12 protein-coding genes are annotated in these 17,754 nt (G+C 31.3%); 11 read left to right on the top strand and 1 reads right to left on the bottom strand.

All coding sequences use genetic code 11. The features are described from left to right. Window positions 1-9 precede the first annotated feature (9 nt). From IPH62_18965 to IPH62_18945, 5 genes are all read left to right on the top strand, one after another. Complete coding sequence (locus IPH62_18965; protein ID MBK7107360.1) at window positions 10-813, top strand: 1-acyl-sn-glycerol-3-phosphate acyltransferase; 804 nt, start codon at window positions 10-12, stop codon at window positions 811-813. Between the two features lie 256 nt (window positions 814-1,069). Then, entirely contained in the window at window positions 1,070-2,011 is a 942-nt protein-coding gene (locus tag IPH62_18960) for an LD-carboxypeptidase (GenBank protein ID MBK7107359.1), read from the top strand. A 414-nt stretch (window positions 2,012-2,425) separates the two neighbouring features. Further along, a complete protein-coding gene (locus tag IPH62_18955; protein MBK7107358.1) occupies window positions 2,426-3,385 on the top strand; it encodes a radical SAM protein in 960 nt (319 codons plus the stop codon). An 84-nt stretch (window positions 3,386-3,469) separates the two neighbouring features. After that, window positions 3,470-3,973 carry a tetratricopeptide repeat protein gene (locus tag IPH62_18950; GenBank protein MBK7107357.1) on the top strand — a complete coding sequence of 168 codons (504 nt, stop codon included), beginning with the start codon at window positions 3,470-3,472 and terminating at the stop codon, window positions 3,971-3,973. 6 nt (window positions 3,974-3,979) lie between these two features. Beyond that, entirely contained in the window at window positions 3,980-4,885 is a 906-nt protein-coding gene (locus tag IPH62_18945) for a DUF58 domain-containing protein (protein MBK7107356.1), read from the top strand. A gap of 97 nt (window positions 4,886-4,982) precedes the next feature. On the opposite strand, the gene glmM is transcribed toward IPH62_18945, so the two are convergent. Next, window positions 4,983-6,329, bottom strand: coding sequence for a phosphoglucosamine mutase (gene glmM, locus IPH62_18940; protein ID MBK7107355.1), 1,347 nt, complete (start codon window positions 6,327-6,329; stop codon window positions 4,983-4,985). 174 nt (window positions 6,330-6,503) lie between these two features. On the opposite strand from glmM, the gene IPH62_18935 reads away from it, so the two are divergent. The 6 genes from IPH62_18935 (at window position 6,504) to lipB (ending at window position 17,752) form a co-directional block, all read left to right on the top strand. Further along, window positions 6,504-8,537 carry a T9SS type A sorting domain-containing protein gene (locus IPH62_18935; protein ID MBK7107354.1) on the top strand — a complete coding sequence of 678 codons (2,034 nt, stop codon included), beginning with the start codon at window positions 6,504-6,506 and terminating at the stop codon, window positions 8,535-8,537. A gap of 108 nt (window positions 8,538-8,645) precedes the next feature. Further along, a complete protein-coding gene (locus IPH62_18930; protein ID MBK7107353.1) occupies window positions 8,646-11,486 on the top strand; it encodes a TonB-dependent receptor in 2,841 nt (946 codons plus the stop codon). 45 nt (window positions 11,487-11,531) lie between these two features. Further along, on the top strand, window positions 11,532-15,071 hold the full coding sequence (locus IPH62_18925; protein ID MBK7107352.1) for a hypothetical protein: 3,540 nt from the start codon (window positions 11,532-11,534) through the stop codon (window positions 15,069-15,071). 63 nt (window positions 15,072-15,134) lie between these two features. Beyond that, a complete protein-coding gene (locus IPH62_18920; GenBank protein ID MBK7107351.1) occupies window positions 15,135-16,169 on the top strand; it encodes a PorV/PorQ family protein in 1,035 nt (344 codons plus the stop codon). Between the two features lie 74 nt (window positions 16,170-16,243). After that, the gene (locus IPH62_18915) at window positions 16,244-16,948 is read left to right on the top strand and encodes an endonuclease III (GenBank protein MBK7107350.1); all 705 of its coding nucleotides are present in this window, start codon (window positions 16,244-16,246) and stop codon (window positions 16,946-16,948) included. A 99-nt stretch (window positions 16,949-17,047) separates the two neighbouring features. Further along, window positions 17,048-17,752 carry a lipoyl(octanoyl) transferase LipB gene (gene lipB / locus IPH62_18910; protein ID MBK7107349.1) on the top strand — a complete coding sequence of 235 codons (705 nt, stop codon included), beginning with the start codon at window positions 17,048-17,050 and terminating at the stop codon, window positions 17,750-17,752. Window positions 17,753-17,754 lie beyond the last annotated feature (2 nt).

Raw genomic sequence — 17,754 nt, 5'->3', positions numbered from 1 at the left:
GAATAAAAAATGAAAAACTATTCATATTATCCGGAAATTCTTCCAAATTCAGATATATATCAAACTGATCCCCAAATCAAGATTCCGTTGTTTTCATCATTATTGTTTTATTTCCGACTTATAAAAGTTGTAAAATTTTCAAACGGGCAGACAAAAAAGAAAATTTACGATAGATATAATTGGGTTGCATCTTCTATAGCAGTTTTGCGCGCCGCAGAAAGTGTCGGAATAAAAGTAAGTGTAAAAGGGATGAAAAATATAACAAGTTTTGATGGTCCGGCTGTAATTATTGGAAATCATATGAGCACGCTGGAAACTTTACTTTTGCCTTCATTTATTCAGCCGGTAAAAAGTGTTGTTTACGTAATAAAAAAAGAACTTGTAGATTTTCCATTATTCGGACCGGTTGCAGCTGCGCGACATCCAATAATTGTTGGAAGAACAAATCCGCGTGAAGATTTAAAAATTGTAATGGATGAAGGCTCGGAAAATCTTCAAAAGGGAAGATCAGTAATTATTTTCCCTCAAAAAACAAGAACTTCATATTTTGATAAATCTTCGTTCAACTCGCTCGGAGTAAAATTGGCTAAGAAAAATAATGTTCCCGTTATTCCCTTGGCTTTAATTACGGATGCTTGGGGAAATGGAAAATTGGTTAAAGAATTCGGTAAAATTGATCCCGCCAAAAAAGTACATTTTGAGTTTGGAAAACCAATTAATGTTGAAGGAAACGGAAACGAACAGCATGAATTTGTTCTGAATTTTATTACTCAGAAATTTACGGATTGGGGAAGAACAGATTTAATTTTGTGAAAAACCAAAATTTAGACATCACTAAAATCTCAAACAACAAGTTCCAAATAACAAATAAATTCTAAAAATCAAAAACCAAATTCTATGAAAATTCATGTATTTTCTTTGAATTTTGTTATTTAAGGTTTATTTAAAATTTGTTTTTTGCCATTTGGAATTTTAGAGGTTTTCATATTTTTTAATTTGATAACTGAAATCAAATTTTGCAAAAAGGTTTAAGTTTTTATATATTCAACAAATTTTTTAAAAGAAATGTATGAAAACTATAAAACCAAAAAAATTACAGAAAAACGACTTAATCGGAATAATTTCTCCCGCATCAACTCCAAATGATCTTGAAGCAATAAATCGAGGAATAAATTATTTAGAAAAAATTGGTTACAGAACTAAAATCGGTAAAAATGTTGGTAAAAAACACGGATATTTAGCCGGAACCGATGAAGAAAGATTGAGTGATTTTCATGAAATGTTTGAAGATAAAGAAGTAAAGGCAATTTTTTCCGTTCGTGGAGGTTATGGTTCCGGAAGATTACTTAACAAAATCAATTTTGATATTATTAAAAAAAATCCCAAAATATTTGTTGGTTACAGCGATATTACAGCTTTGCAATTATCAATTTTTAAGAAAACCGGACTTGTAACTTTTGCCGGACCAATGGTTGCAAGTGATTTTTCCGGTGAAATAAATGAATTTGCCGAAGAAAATTTTTGGAAAGTTTTAACATCGACAAAAAAAATTGGTAAACTTCACAATCCAAGGGATGAAAAATTCTTTGTTCTAAATTCCGGAAGAGGCGAAGGAAAAATTATCGGCGGAAATTTATCTCTTTTAATTTCGTTAATGGGAACCGAATATTTACCAAGTTTTAAAGATTCAATTTTGCTGATTGAAGAAATCGGCGAAGAACCTTACAGAGTTGATAGAATGTTAAATCAGCTCAAATTGGCAAATATTTTTAAAGAAGTTAAAGGAATTATTTTAGGCAGATTTGTTGATTGTTATGAAAAAAAATCCGAAGAAAACGCAATTTCTTTAAACGAAGTTATTGAAAATTATTTTGCAAAATTAAAAATTCCGGTAATTTATAGTTTTAATCACGGACATATTAAAGAAAATTTAACAATTCCGTTTGGCGTAAATTGCAATTTAAATGCAACAAAATGTTTTGTTGAATTAACCGAAAACGCAGTTATTTAAAAAATGTTTTAGTATAAGTTTGTCCTAATTTTCTTAATTAAAAAAGATTAACTATCTAAAATTCTCTCTTTTAGGAAATAAACAAATAATTTTCACAAGCCAAATCTCAAATTTCACACAAAAATTATTTTCATTTCAATTAATAAAAATTTTGTAAAACTTTAGAGTAATATTTTCAATTCATTAATCCACAGAAAAAGAATATTATTTTTAGCCGAAAACGAAATATTCTTATCGAAAAACAGAAATCAATTAAATTTTTAATTTTTAAAAACGTTTCTGGAAATATTTTCATCGGAAAAATAATTTGCACAAAATTCATAATCTAAAAAGTTTGATAAACTAAATCAGACAAATCAATTATGTGGTATATTTCTTGATGTTTTTACTAAGCATAAAATTTGCTAAATAAAAATGAATTTATTAGAAATCTTAAATAAAAATGAAATTTCGCAAGAAGAAATTTTCTTTCTCCTAAATTTGGAAGAAAAAGAAGATTTTTCCATTCTTTTTGAAAAATCTCGCGCAGTAAAAGAACTTTATTTAGGAAGATTCAAAAATAAAATTGCATCAATTCAGTTTTCAAACAATTGCGAAAATAATTGTCTTTATTGCGAGTTAAGGGAAGACAATATTTCAACTCCGCGATTTAGACTTTCTCCAGATGAAATTCTTGTAAAAATAAAAGAAATAATAAGCAAAGATGTAACAAATATAATTTTACAATCCGGTTCTGATAGTTATTACGATTCGGATATGATTTCGTATTTAATTTATAAGATTAAAAAAGATCACGATGTTCAAATTACGCTGCATTTATTGCAAAGATGTTTTGATGAATACAGAGCTTGGAAATTTGCCGGAGCCGATTTTTATTTGCTCAAATTTAATTCATCAAACACAAATAGTTTTTCTTTCTTTAACAAAAACAACAAGCTTGAAGATAGATTAAATCATTTAAAATATTTGAAAAGATTAGGCTACAAAATTTGCACGGGAAATATTGTCGGGCTTCCAAATCAAACAAAAGCAGATTTGGTAAACGATTTACTTTTGCTTAAATCTATTGAGCCGGAATTGGTTTTTAACACTCCTTTTGTTCCGCAATATTATTCAAAATTTCAAAATATTTCTAAAGTTGAAATTTCTTTGATGTTAAAATTTATTGCAATTACCAGAATTATTCTAAGAAAATCAGAAATTATAATTTCAGATTCAATCGATTTTTTTGATAGAAATGAAAAAAAACAATTATTTGAAGTCGGCGCAAATATGCTGTTAATAGAATTTGCCGGAAATTCTGATGAAAAATTGAAAAATAATTTAAATCATAATTCTAAAAACACTTCAGCAAAAGATAAAATTGCAAATTGATTTTCCTTTTATAAAATTCAAAACTTTAATAACATTCAATCCATAATTTTTTTTTGGTTAACAAATTCATTTAGGGAAATATTTATGAAATCTATAAAAAGTGTAATTATTTTATTTTTATTATTTGCATTTACATTTTGCAGCAGTGAAAATGAAAAACAAATTTTTAACGAAGCGAAAAGTTTAATTGCTTCCGCAAAGTATGATGAAGCGGTTGTTAAATTTGAAGAAGTTGTAAATAAATTTCCGGAAAGCGGAGTTGCAGATTCTTCATTATTTGAAATTGCAAAACTTTACCAAGGTCAAGTTATAAAAAATGTAAAACCTATGGAATCGTTAAATAAAGCGGTTGACACGTATCAAATAATTTTTGAAAAGTATCCCAATTCACCTTTAGCGGAAAGTTCAATTTTTATGTCGGCGTTTATTCTTGCCAACGAAATTAAAAATTTTCCCAAAGCAGAAAAAAATTACAAAATGTATTTGGAAAAATATCCAAATGGTGATTTAGCAGATGATGCACAAATGGAATTAAAAAATTTAGGCAAATCGCCGGAAGATGTTTTAAGAAATAATAATGTTTTGTAAAAATTAATGAAAAAGCAGAATGATTTTTCTAAACTTTTAAATCCTTCCGTAATTGCAAAATTAAAAACTCTTGAACTAAAAGCACGAACTGTGGTGGAAGGTTTTATGGTTGGTTATCATAAAAGTCCCTACCACGGTTTTAGTGTTGAGTTTAGTCAGCACCGACCTTATATGCAAGGCGATTCAATCAAAAATTTAGATTGGAAAGTTTTTGCAAAAAGTGAAAAATATTTTATCAAACAATATGAAGAAGAAACAAATCTTTTAGCTCATGTAATTCTTGATACAAGTAAATCAATGGATTACAAAAATGAAAGTGAGATTTCCAAATTTGAATATGCAAAAGTTTTAGCCGCAAGTTTTATTTATCTTCTTCTTAAACAGCAAGATGCAGTTGGATTGGCTTTATATTCAAGCGAGTTGAAAAGTTATTTATCTCCAAAATCTAAAAGAACTTATTTAACACAACTTTTAACTGAGATTGAAAAATTTTCTCCGAATAGTGAAACTAAAACTTCCGATTCAATAAATTCTATTGCGGAAAAAATTACAAAACGGGGATTAGTAATTTTAATTTCGGATTTTTTAGATGATCCGAAAGAAATATTAAATTCGCTGAAGAAATTTTATTTCAAAAAAAATGAAGTTATAATTTTTCACGTTTTAGATCCGACTGAAATAAATTTTAATTTTAGGAATGATTCAATATTTGTTGATATTGAAACGAAAGAAGAACTTACAACTCAGCCTATTCAAATTCAAAAATCTTATTATGATTCAATGCAGAATTATTTGAATGAAATAAAAAACGGTTGTACAAAACTTGGTTATGATTATAATTTGATTGATACAACTTCTTCGTATGATAATTCATTAATGAGTTTTTTTAAGAAGCGGCAAAGATTAAATTAGTTTTGTGTCCTCTGTGTATTTACTTAGTGTTCTTTGTGGTTAAAGGAAAATTTACCACAAAGATCACAGAGAAATTCTTCACAAAAAACACAAAGTTTTATTTCATCAATTCTTTAATTTCACTAAAATATTTATCGATAAATAAATTAGCTTCTTCCTCAGTTTTTGCTTCCGCAATACATCTAATAATCGGTTCCGTATTTGATTTTCTAAAATGAACCCAGTGACTTTCAAAATCAATTCTCAAACCGTCATCCGTATTTATTTTTTCGTTTTTATATTTTTCTTTTATCTGCTCAACAACTTTATCCGGATTAACATTTCCCAATTCTATTTTTTTCTTCGCAATAAAATATTTTGGTAATTCATCTTTTATTTGAGAAAGTTTTTTGTTTTGTTCCGCCAAATGTTCAAGAGTTAAAACAGTTCCAACCAAAGCATCTCTTCCATAATGAAGTTCGGGATAAATTACTCCGCCGCTTCCTTCACCGCCGATTACTGCATTAACTTCTTTCATAAGTTTTACAACATTAGCTTCGCCGACCGGAGATCTAAAAACTTTGCAACCTTGCACAGAAGCAACGTCATCAATTGCTCTAGTTGTTGATAAATTTACTACAACATTTCCTTTTGTTTTTGATAGAACGTGTTTTGCAGAAAGTGTAATTGTATTTTCCTCAATAAACGGTTCGCCTTTATCTGTAATTAAAACTAATCTATCAACATCCGGATCAACAACAATTGCCAAATCCGCATTTTGTTCTTTTACAAATTCCATTGTTTCAGTTAAATTTTCTGGAATTGGTTCCGGCAAACGAGGGAAAATTCCGGTTTGCTCACAATTTATATTTATTACTTCACATCCCAAATCTTTTAAAAATTTTGGCATAATAAAACTTCCGGCACCATTTACACAATCCAAAACAACTTTAAACTTTTTGGATTTTATTAAATCAACATCAACTAATTTTAAAACATTTTCATAATGATTTTTTAATCCTTCATCATATTGAGTTAATATCCCAAGTTCATTCCATCTCTTAAACTTGTTTGAAGATTCCAAATTTTCCAACATAATTTTATTTTCTTCGGGAGTCATAAATTCTCCTTTAGAATTCAACAATTTTAAAGCATTCCATTCATTTGGATTGTGACTTGCGGAAATTTGAATTCCGCCGACTGCGCCAAGTTTTGTAACATTATATAAAACTGTTGGTGTTGGACAAATTCCAATATCTATAACATCATTGCCTTTTGCAATTAAAGTTCCAATTAATGTATGTTTAACCATATTACCGGAAATTCTTCCATCTGAACCAATTACTATTTTTCCGGCACCGCAAAAATCGGCATATGCTGATGCATATTTTACAATTGTGTTCGGATCCAAACCATCACCAACTAATCCGCGAATTCCGGAAACACTTACCATCAATGTTGACATTCTTTCTCCACAAATTTTATTTAAGTTGAATAATAATTAAGAGAATATCGAATAAAATTCAAAATGTTTTATGTTGTAAATCAATTCTGGTTTTTAATATTGCAAAAGAAAATAAATGATTGTATTTTCTTATTTTATAAAAATAATAATAAACAAAGTCATTTTGGGGGCTTTATGAAGAAATTTTTTCTACTTAACATTATTTTGTTGACCGCTACAATAACTTATCAAGCACAAACAACTCCGATAGCTACAAAAAATATGGCAGTTTTTACAGTTCCAGGTACGGGAGATCCGGCAGATTCACTATTCCCATATGCAGCAGATTTGGGTGTAAGAAGAGTTATCGTAGCTGATATAAATGGCGATGATGATCAAGAAATTTTGGCAACTGATTATTCTAATGGTGGGAGAGTACATGTATTAAAGGTTGTTCAAGATTCTTTATTAGAGATAATTTGGTCATCTCCTGTAATTACAAAAGATAAAATGGCAGAACCTGCAGATGTTGGGCATACAAGATTTCAATCAACACCTCGGTTTATTCAAGTTGGTGATTGTGACGGAGATGGTAAAAAGGAAATAATTTTTGAACAAGCTTACTATAAAAATGATGATGGTTCAATTGGAAGAATTGTTATTTTTGAATGGGATGGAACTAGTTGGGGAACCCAACCAGCATTTGGTATTACACCAGCCAAAATTGCTGGTGCTGGAGGACGTGAAGGTTTTAGATCTTATAGAGAAGTATTAACTGTTTATGATTTTGATGGTGATGGAAAAACTGAGATTATTCCTCACGGTGAAGATCCAAGACAAGATGTTCTTATTTTATCTGTTACTGGTACTTATGCACCAGGAAACCCCGGATTTGCGACTATTAAGATTGAAGGTGGAAAGCCAGGGGAACAAACTAATGGCGGTGATTGGGGTGCAGGAGGTTCTTTTTGGAATGCAGAACCATGTGATATAAACGGAGACGGAAAATTAGAAATTTTAAATCATACCTGGAGTAATTATGGTTTTTGGTCAATAGGAGTAAATGGACCAAATTCATATTCTTATCCAACTGCAACAGATAATGCTGATGCTAAAGCTAAAGGCGTATATCATGAATATTGTGCAGTTGATGGCGTTAGTTATTTTGGTGCTCGCGCTGCCGATGTGGATGGCGATGGTAAAGATGAAATTTATGGTACTCAATACGGAAATGCTCACGCAGTTGCAGTTTTAAGTTTTCCAAGTACAGCTTCCGGTGAAAACATTTGGACAAATGATTCTCAAACTCAAAATTATGCAGAAATTATAAAAAGTTCAGAAATTGCCGCTTTAGCGGAAAAAACTGCAGTTGAACTTTGGCCTATTGTTAAAGGTGATTTAAATAAAGATGGGAAAGATGAACTTTATACTGGCGGCGGAACAGGATTAAATTTAGTTGCAATTCAATATAAAGGTGAAGGAAGTTTGTTAGAACGCAATTCTTATGATTTGAATTTGGTTTATAATGGTGAAGGTGGAGATGTTTTTGCAACTTGGGATATTCATAACGGAAAAGTAACTTATAGACTTGATACGTTATATGCGGGAACAGACTCAATGGAAGTTGTTGAAACTCCTATTGGATTTGATCCAACCGTTATTGATACAATAAAAAAAGAAACACCTTTTACATCCTATATTTTTGCGGATAACGTTGATCTTGATAAAGACGGAAATTTAGAAATAGTTTTAGCAGAACAAAGTGTCTATGATTCAATAGAAATAAATATTTATGATTGGATTGATACTACAGGTATTGGACAGTGGATTCTAAATAATGATGAAAGTTATAAAATTTTTAATAATTATAGACAAACAATTAGAGTTTTGGAATATGACGGAACGGCAGTTGGATTGAAAGAAAATCTTTATGGAATAGTTACTCCGGATGATTACAAATTGCAGCAAAATTATCCAAATCCGTTTAATCCATCTACGACAATTAATTTTTCATTGCCAATTGACAAACAAATTTCGTTAAAAATATATAATATGCTTGGTCAAGAAATTAAATCTTTAATTGATTTTCAAAATTACAAAAACGGAAATCATCAAATTATTTGGGATGGAACTAATAACAACGGAAGCAAAGTTACAAGCGGAAATTATTTAGCAGAATTGAAGTTTGGTAATTTTTCCAAATCAATTAAAATGACGGTTTTAAAATAAATTTCAATTTTCACAACCGGGAAATAATTCTTGGTTGTGAAATATTTTAGAGTATATGTTTCTTCAAGACTCAAACTTCAATTCAACTACAGTTGAGCCGGAGATTTTATGAAAAACAAATTTTTACTTTTTTTAATTTCACTTTTCACTTTAACTTATTCGGTAAATTTTGCGCAATCCACCGGAAAAATAATGGGCAAAGTTCTTGATGCCGCAACCGGTGAAGGAATTCCGTTTGCAAATGTCTTTATCGAGGATGCTTCAATTGGATCCGCAACAGATATTGACGGAAATTTTGTAATTCTAAATGTTCCGCCGGCAGTTTACACAGTTACGGCATCTTATATAGGTTATCAAAAAGTAACAAGAACCAATGTAAGAGTTAATGTTGGATTTACAACCGCAATTGATTTTTCGCTTCCTTCCGGTGCAATTGAAATGGATGCAGTAATTGTTCAAGGTGAGCGAAATCCTTTAATTCGCCAGGATTTAACAAATCCTACTGTTGCAATAAATTCCGAAACTTTGGATATTCTACCGGTTGATAATATTGCAGACGTAATTAAACTTCAAGCCGGTGTTGTTCAAAATGATGATGGAACTTTACACGTTAGAGGCGGAAGAGATAATGAAGTTGCTTATCAAATTAATGGACTTTCAATAAATGATCCGTACGGAAATTCTAAAGCCGTTGGCGTTGCAACAAATGCTGTTCAAGAAGTTTCTGTTTCAACCGGAACTTTTGGTGCTGAATTTGGCAATGCACTAAGCGGTGTTGTTAATTATGTAACAAAAGAAGGCGGAGATAAATATAGTTTTAGTTTAAGAGGTTATACTGGTGAATATCTTTCATCAAATAAAGAATTATTTAAAAACATAGAAGATTTTGATCCGTTAAATAGAAAACGTGTTGAATTTACATTTGGCGGAAAAATTCCTTATTCAAATGATACAAAATTTTTTATATCCGGAATTTTTGAAGATGATAAAGGAGTTTATTACGGACAGAGATTATATAATACAACAGATTCTTATTTAACTGCAGAAGCTTTTGAAAGCACAGATCCAAGAAACGGCGATGCAAGTCAGCCGTATTATTTTAATCCCTATTCAAAAACAAGTAATGGTTTACCGACCGGAGATAATTCTTTAGTTGCAATGGATCCTTCTCAAGATTGGAATATTCAAGCAAATATTAGTCATAATTTTGGATCTTTAATTAAATTGAAATATGAATTTGTTTATGATAAGTCTCAGTCAAGTGCATTTGGACCCGGATATGATTTAACAAGAGGAAGACAATATTTATTTAATCCGGATGGTTTAGGTACAGATTACAGTACTGGTATTGTTCAATCACTTGATCTAACTCATACGATAAGTAACTCAACATTCTATACAATTAAAGGCTCGTTTTCATGGAATAATGCAAAATATTATTTGTATGAAGATTATAATGATAAAAGATATTTACCAAACTTTTTCAGCCAGACAATTGGTACAACACTTTATTATTCCGGCGGAACGGATAATTATAGATCAGATAGAACAACAAAAACTTACAGTTTAAAAGGCGATATTGTTTCACAGCTTTTTAATATTCATGAAGTTAAAGCCGGATTTGAGTTTAGAAAACATGATTTAGTTAGAGAAGCTTATACTTTGGATTTTGTTAAAGCTGATAACAGTGTGTTAAGTCCAAGTGATTTATTATACGGCGATAATGTTCAATATAAAAATGTTTTAGATCCGGAAGTTGATAATTTTGAAGTAAGTCCAACTCAATTTGCTGCTTATATTCAAGATAAAATTGAATTAGCAAAAACACTTATTCTTAATGCCGGATTGAGATATGAATATTTTGATCCCGCAGAAAAATATAATTACAATTTATCACAAGAAATTGACGATGAAAAAAGTGGGAACTTAACACAATACGTAACCGATGCAGAAGTTAAACATATGTTTTCACCGCGATTGAGTGTTTCTTATCCAATAACCGATAGAGGAGTAATTAGATTTTCATATGGACACTTTTATCAAATCGGTTCATTATCAAGTTTGTACAGAAATTTAATTTGGGAAGTTGAAAATGTTTCTACAGTTGCAAGATTTGGAAATGCAAATGTAAATCCGGAAAGATCAATTCAATATGAAGTAGGTTTGCAGCAGCAATTAACTGATGATTTCAAATTTGATTTAACGGGTTTCTACAAAGACGTAAGGGACTATATTTATACTCAAACAGTTTATTCACAAAATGCAAGAGAGTATCAAGTTTTAACAAATCTTTCTTATGCAAACGTAAAGGGTTTAACTTTATCCTTTATAAAAAGACAAGCCCCGGGAAGTTTATTTTCAGCTACACTTGACTATACATATCAAGTTGCCGAAGGAAATAGAACTGAGCCAACGGAAGATCTTTTCTTCAGTGAATCTGCCGGAAAACAAACCGAAACTTTTTTAGTTCCATTAAGTTTTGATCGTTCACATTTAATAAACGGAACTGTTACAATTTCGGAACCAAGAGATTGGTCGGCTGGAATTGTTTATACTTTGCAAACCGGAACTCCATATACACCTGCGCTTCCGCCGACTTTATCAACAATAACTTATGAGCAAACATCGGCAAACAAACCATTTCAATGGAATGTGGATTTTAAATTGGAGAAATTTTTCACAATTGAACCAATTGATCTTTCTGTTTTTATTCAAGTTAAAAATGTATTTGATGTTCAGAATCAAAGATATGTTTGGGCAAGTTCCGGCGAAGCTTTGGAAAGTGCCGAAGAAAAAATTAATGCAAGTCAGTTTGCTGATTTAAGAAGAAGACTTTTGGAAGATCCGGGTTTATTTAATGTTTCATATTTAGATAATTATTACAGCAGAGAAGAAAGAGTTAGTTTGCCGAGAGAAATTAGATTAGGATTTTCAATAATATTTAATTAGAAATAAATTGAATTACTCAACAAAAGAATTTAATTAGGAACAATGATGAAAGTAAGAATTTCAGTTATCATTTTTACACTTTTAATGGTGAGCATTTCATTTGCGCAGTCTGATGAAAAAATAAAAGAAAAAAGAACTAAAATAACTTCACCGGAAGAATTTGAAAGATTGTATGGAAATTTGTTTGGTCCAAGGTTAAATAAAATTACCGGCGAAGAAGTAGATATAAAATCAATAATTATAAAAGGGAATAAAATACAGACGCAACTTTTTAATTATGGATCAGTTTGTCGTCCCGGTGGACTTGCCGATATTGAAGATTTAGTTTGGAACGGACTTGGTTACGGATATGAATTTGGATTAATTGCCGGAGCAAGAGTTCCAACAATTCAAGGTGATTCTGTAAGCATTATCAGCGATTCACATGTATCACCTTCAGAAGGTGATTATGATGAATCCGGTAAAGAAAAATGGGGATATCTTCCGAAATCTGGATACAGTGATCCAAATCAAAATTCCGTTGCTTCGTTAAATGCATCAGATTTGGATGGTGACGGAAAACCAGATTCTTGGCCAGAAAGTTGGTATTCTGCCGGAGCCGGTAAATATTTATGGCCAGCGTTTTTAGGTGATGCATCTACTTCTCCCGATGAAGAAGTTTATTTTGCTATTGACGATTATTCGAATCATGAATTTATTTCTAGATATCATCCCTTTGAAGCCGATGTTACAAAAGGTGGATTGGGAATTGACGCCGATGTAAGAATCCTTCAATTTAATAATCCACTTGCTGAAGATTTGATTTTTAGTGTATATCAAGTAACAAATGCGAGTGATAAAGATCTTGGCAATTTTTATATGGGAATGTTTGGTGACCCGCATATTGGAGGTGTTGGAGATACTGGTGATGATATGGCATTTTTTATTCCTCCTAAAGGTGAATTAGCAGAGAAATTTGAACAAAGACAAAGAAGCATGGTTTATGGCTGGGATCAGGATTTCAAAGGAAGAGGGGGAAAACGTCCCGGTTATTTTGGATGGAAATTTCTTGAATCTCCATCTTTAGATGATGACCAAAATGATAATGATGACGATGGTATTGCTGATGAATCACCTTTTCTAAATAAAGGCGAATATATCGATGGAACAATTGTGCCGCTTAATACTGGAATTTTAGATGTTGTACAATATACAAGAACTTACGGTGCACCAAAAGCTAGATGGTCAGGTGATGAAGACGGAGACTGGGATCCGGAAAAAAATGATGTTGGTATTGATGGAATTGGACCGGAATCTACAAATTATCCCGGAAAAGATTACGGCGAAGGAGACGGAGCTCCATCTCAAGCTTGGTATAATGATTTAAATAATAATGGTTTATTCGATGACGATGAAATTGGAACTTTAACAGATGATTGGAGTGTTGGAAAAAAATGGGCTGGTTCGGAACCCAATTTCGGATTTAGAGATATTTCGGAATCTGACCAATTAGGTTTAACCGGATTTACGGTAAACGGATGGGGACTTGTTGATCCAAAAGATGATGAAATAATTTGGAGCTGGTTAACAAAGCCGGAAATTGATCCCAATCAAGAATTTTTACAATCTGCTGGGGATAATATTTTCGCATTTTCTACGGGACCAATGATTTTAGAAAAAGGAGAATCGCAAAGATTTTCCATGGTAATTTTACTTGGTGAAGATTTAAATGATCTTTTATTAAATGCAACAACTTCGGTTAGAATTCTTGAAGCTGATTATCAATTTGCACAACCGCCGGATAAGCCGATTGTTACTGCAGTTCCCGGTGATGGAAAAGTAACTCTATATTGGGACGCAAAATCAGAAGTTTCAATTGATCCTTTAACCGGCGAACAAGATTTTGAAGGTTACAAAATTTATAGAAGCCGCGATTTTAATTTTTCTGATGTTTACACAATTACAGATGCAAATGGAATTCCATTTTTAGGACAAGCATTATTTGATGTAAATTCCGGACTTCCTGCACAATTTGATTTAGTAAATGAATATTCCGGTCTTGCCGGAATTGAATACGTTGGAAGAGGAATTAGATACAATTTAGGAAGCAACACAGGCTTAGTTCATGAATATGTTGATTCAACTGTACAAAACGGAGTTCAATATTATTATGCCGTTGTTGCTTACGATAGAGGTTCTATTGATCTTCCGCCGACGGAAACACAATCTGTAATTCAGCAGGATCCAACAACCGGAGAATTAATTTTTGACGTAAATACTTTATCAGTAATTCCGGGTCCGATTGCTAGTGGAGTGAAAACTTCGGAAGTTGGAATCGGCGGAAAACCAACTCAATTAGTTGGAAACGCTACAGGTGAAATTAGTATTGAAACTTTAGATAATTTATCAGTTTTAGATAAAACTTATAAAATTAATTTTGATTCAACAAATATTTATAATGTTTTGGATGAAACTGGAGTAGCTTATTCGTTTACATCAAAAGGTACGGTTTTAGTTGCGCTTAGACATAAAAATATTGTTGGCGAATCAATTGTTGTAAAAGATCAAAGTGGAACTGTTATTCCAGCTTCAAATTATGCAGTAAATACGGAGCGCGGACAAATTGCGGGAAACACCGCCGAAAGTTTACCCGAAGGAAACGTTTATAATATTAGTTACAAATATTATCCGATTTTTCAAAGCAAGTATATTGATAGTGAAGATGGAAATGATGTTTTTGATGGAATGCGTGTTTTTGTTCAGGAAGATGAGTTAAATGCAAATAGTGTTGAATCAAGGTTTACAACAAATTCTGCAATTACAGTAAATGATAGAATAATTTATCCTCCTTTAATTGGCGGTGATAAAGTTAAAATAAAAGCTGATTGGGAAATTAGATGGAATAATACGGATACAACAGAGACCGGTGCTTGGGCAAATGCAGATACAATTCAAACTTTATTAGGACCAGTTTTAGCTCCATTTAAAATATTCTACATAATTGATAAAGCTCCAAATTATCATTTTGAAGAACCGGCAACTTTTGTAACAGATCAAGAAAACTTTAATGGCAGATGGGATTGGGGAGAAGCAATAACTTTGCAGCCTCAAGGTGCGACTGATGCTACAACCTCATATCAAATTGACTTAAGATTAGATCCCGAGGTTTCAGAACAAATTCTTCCGAAAGCTGGGGATATTTATAAACTCGTAACGGATAAACCATTTGAAACCGGAGATGAATATACTTTCAATACAAAGAAAGCTGAATTTGTAGCTTCAACATCTGATAAATTATTGAATGAAGTTTATGTAGTTCCAAATCCGTATGTGGCTTTCAGTGATTCTGAAAATCCCGGAAGAACACAAACCAAACGCGGAGAAAGAGAATTACAATTCCGTAATTTGCCGCCGGTTTGCACAATTAGAATATATACTTTAACCGGTGAATTAGTTGATACAATAGAAAAGAATGATAATGGCAGCATTGCATATTGGGATTTGTTAAGCTCGGAAGGAATGAGAATATCTTACGGAGTATATATTTTCCATGTTGATGCACCTGGTGTTGGCGAAAAAATTGGAAGATTTGGAGTTATTAAATAAAATTATTACTTAAAATTTAAGTTGGTTAAATTGATAAATATTGGTGAATTGTTGGAGAAAACAATGACAATAAATAAAAAATTTTTAATTCTTGTAATATTACTTATGAGCGCAAATTTAATATTTTCTCAAGTTGATCAGGAAATTACAAGAGTTGGAACTACTGCTGCGGCTGTACTTAAAATTGCTCCCGGTGCACGCTCGCTTGGTATGGGCAACGCTTATGTAGGCGTTAGCGATGATATTTATTCTGTTTATTTTAATCCTGCCGGAATTACAAGAGCAAAAGGAAATAGCCAAGTCGCATTTAATCATTCGGAATGGCTTGCTGATGTTAATTATGATTTTGCCGCCGGATCAATAAATGTTGATGGACTCGGAACAATCTTTGCAACTTTTTCATCGTTACAAGTTCCTAAAGATGAAGTTAGAACAATTGAATATCCCGAAGGCGATGGTAGAACTTGGGATGCAAATTCTTTAGTTCTTGGAGTAGGATTTGCAAAAAGTTTAACCGATAGATTTTCAATCGGGTTTCAACTTAAATATGTTCAAGAATCAATTTGGAATTCTTCTGCAACTGCCGTTGCTATTGACGTTGGCACTTATTATGTAACTCCGTTTAATGATTTGGTAATTGGCGCAAGCTTCTCAAACTTTGGATCTAAAATGCAGTTAGCTGGTAGAGATTTGCAAATTAATATTGATCCGAATGAAACTTCAGAATCTGGACCAAATAATATTCCCGGAAATTATGCGGCGGAAAAAAATGATTTGCCATTGAATTTTAGAGTCGGCTTAGCAATGAATGTTTTGGACACAAGATTTTTTAGAGTAAAAGCCGCAGTTGATGCAGTTCATCCAAATGATAATAAAGAATATCTAAATACCGGTTTGGAATTTTCGTATAACAGTATGGTGTTTTTGCGTGGCGGATATAAATCATTATTTTTACCAAATAGCGAGCAAGGTCTTACATTAGGTTTTGGCGTAAACTATAGTCTAACGCCCGAATTAGAATTTACTTTTAATTATGCCTACGCAGATTATAATCGATTAAAAAATATTCAATATTTTGATATTGGATTAATTTTCTAAAATAAATTTTTTCGGAAAAATTTTCCTCATTACATTTTTATGTAGTGGGGATTTTTTTTATCAACGCAAATAGTATGAATAAAATTATTGTAATAAATAAAAATTTAATTAAAAGATTTGGAATTCCAGCAAGAGCCGATAAGCTTCCTAAGCCAATTGATTTATTGATTGCAACAATTCTTTCACAAAATACAAATGATAAAAATTCATATAAAGCATTTCAAAATCTAAAATTTAATTTTGAAAACTGGGATGATGTAAGAAAATCTGATATTTCAAAAATTGAAAATGAAATAAAAATTGCGGGCTTAGGATTTCAGAAAGCAACAGCAATAAAAAATTTACTTGAAGAACTTTTTAATCACACCGGAAATTTTAATTTGGAAGTTTTGGAAAATTTGGATGAAAATGAATCAATAAAATATTTAACAAATTTTAAGGGAGTTGGAGTTAAAACCGCAAGCTGCGTAATGCTTTTTTCACTTGATAAAAATATTTGTCCGGTTGATACTCATGTTCACAGAACTATAAATAGAATTGGAATTGTAAAAACTACTTCGCCGGATAAAACATTTTTTGAGATAAATAGAAATTTACCGCAAGGCATCGCACATTCACTTCACACAAATTTAATAAGATTGGGAAGGGAAATTTGTAAGCCGAAAAATTATAAGTGTTCTATTTGTCCTATAGAAAAATTTTGTGAATTTAATCAGAAGGATTTTAGCAAAAATGAAAATTCAACACAAAAAGATTTCATGCTTTTAGACAATATTTAAGGGATTAAAACGTCTTTTCATCTAATTTGTTTTGAAGATATTCTTCATTATATTTATTGATATTTTGATTACAACTATCTTAAACCGCTGTAAATGTTAATGGAAAATCAACACACAAAAAGAAAATTATTGGTTTGTGATTTAGGTAAAATAAAATATCAGCAAGCTTGGGATATTCAAAAAAAATATTTTAATCAAAGAACTTTAGGAAATGTAAATGATATTCTATTTTTTTGTGAACATACTCATACTTATACTTTAGGAAAAGTTGCTGATAAATCTAATTTATTATTTGACCAAAATAAACTTGATGAAAATGGTATTGAAGTTTTTGAAATAGATAGAGGCGGTGATATTACTTATCACGGACCGGGACAAATAGTTGGTTATGCAGTTTTAAATTTATCTGATTGGAAAAAAGATACACATTTGTATTTAAGATCGTTGGAAGAAGTTATAATTGATACTTGTGCTGATTACGGAATAACTTCGAAACGTATTGATAAATATACCGGTGTTTGGATCGACAATAGGAAAATATGTGCGATTGGCGTTAAAGTAAGCAGATGGATTACAATGCATGGCTTTGCGTTTAATGTTAACACAGATTTAAAAATGTTTGATGGAATTATTCCATGCGGAATTACAGATAAAGAAGTAACATCCTTAAGTAAAGAATTAAGTAGAGAAATAAATTTTTATGATGCAAAAATGAATATTGTAAATAATTTTAAGGAAGTATTTTCTTATTCTACTGTTGAAGAAAAATCATTTAGTGAATTGGAAATTTCAATTAAAAATTGAAA

This window comes from Ignavibacteriota bacterium (genome assembly GCA_016708125.1).
In the GTDB taxonomy this organism is placed as follows: Bacteria; Bacteroidota; Ignavibacteria; order Ignavibacteriales; family Melioribacteraceae.
Note: the sequence above shows the minus strand (reverse complement) of the source record. Positions and strands in the feature narration are given on the sequence as shown.

Coding starts and splice junctions, on each gene's coding strand:
- IPH62_18965 (MBK7107360.1), top strand. CDS start 10: ATGAAAAACTATTCATATTATCCGGAAATTCTTCCAAATTCAGATATA.
- IPH62_18960 (MBK7107359.1), top strand. CDS start 1,070: ATGAAAACTATAAAACCAAAAAAATTACAGAAAAACGACTTAATCGGA.
- IPH62_18955 (MBK7107358.1), top strand. CDS start 2,426: ATGAATTTATTAGAAATCTTAAATAAAAATGAAATTTCGCAAGAAGAA.
- IPH62_18950 (MBK7107357.1), top strand. CDS start 3,470: ATGAAATCTATAAAAAGTGTAATTATTTTATTTTTATTATTTGCATTT.
- IPH62_18945 (MBK7107356.1), top strand. CDS start 3,980: ATGAAAAAGCAGAATGATTTTTCTAAACTTTTAAATCCTTCCGTAATT.
- glmM (MBK7107355.1), bottom strand. CDS start 6,329: ATGTCAACATTGATGGTAAGTGTTTCCGGAATTCGCGGATTAGTTGGT.
- IPH62_18935 (MBK7107354.1), top strand. CDS start 6,504: ATGAAGAAATTTTTTCTACTTAACATTATTTTGTTGACCGCTACAATA.
- IPH62_18930 (MBK7107353.1), top strand. CDS start 8,646: ATGAAAAACAAATTTTTACTTTTTTTAATTTCACTTTTCACTTTAACT.
- IPH62_18925 (MBK7107352.1), top strand. CDS start 11,532: ATGAAAGTAAGAATTTCAGTTATCATTTTTACACTTTTAATGGTGAGC.
- IPH62_18920 (MBK7107351.1), top strand. CDS start 15,135: ATGACAATAAATAAAAAATTTTTAATTCTTGTAATATTACTTATGAGC.
- IPH62_18915 (MBK7107350.1), top strand. CDS start 16,244: ATGAATAAAATTATTGTAATAAATAAAAATTTAATTAAAAGATTTGGA.
- lipB (MBK7107349.1), top strand. CDS start 17,048: ATGGAAAATCAACACACAAAAAGAAAATTATTGGTTTGTGATTTAGGT.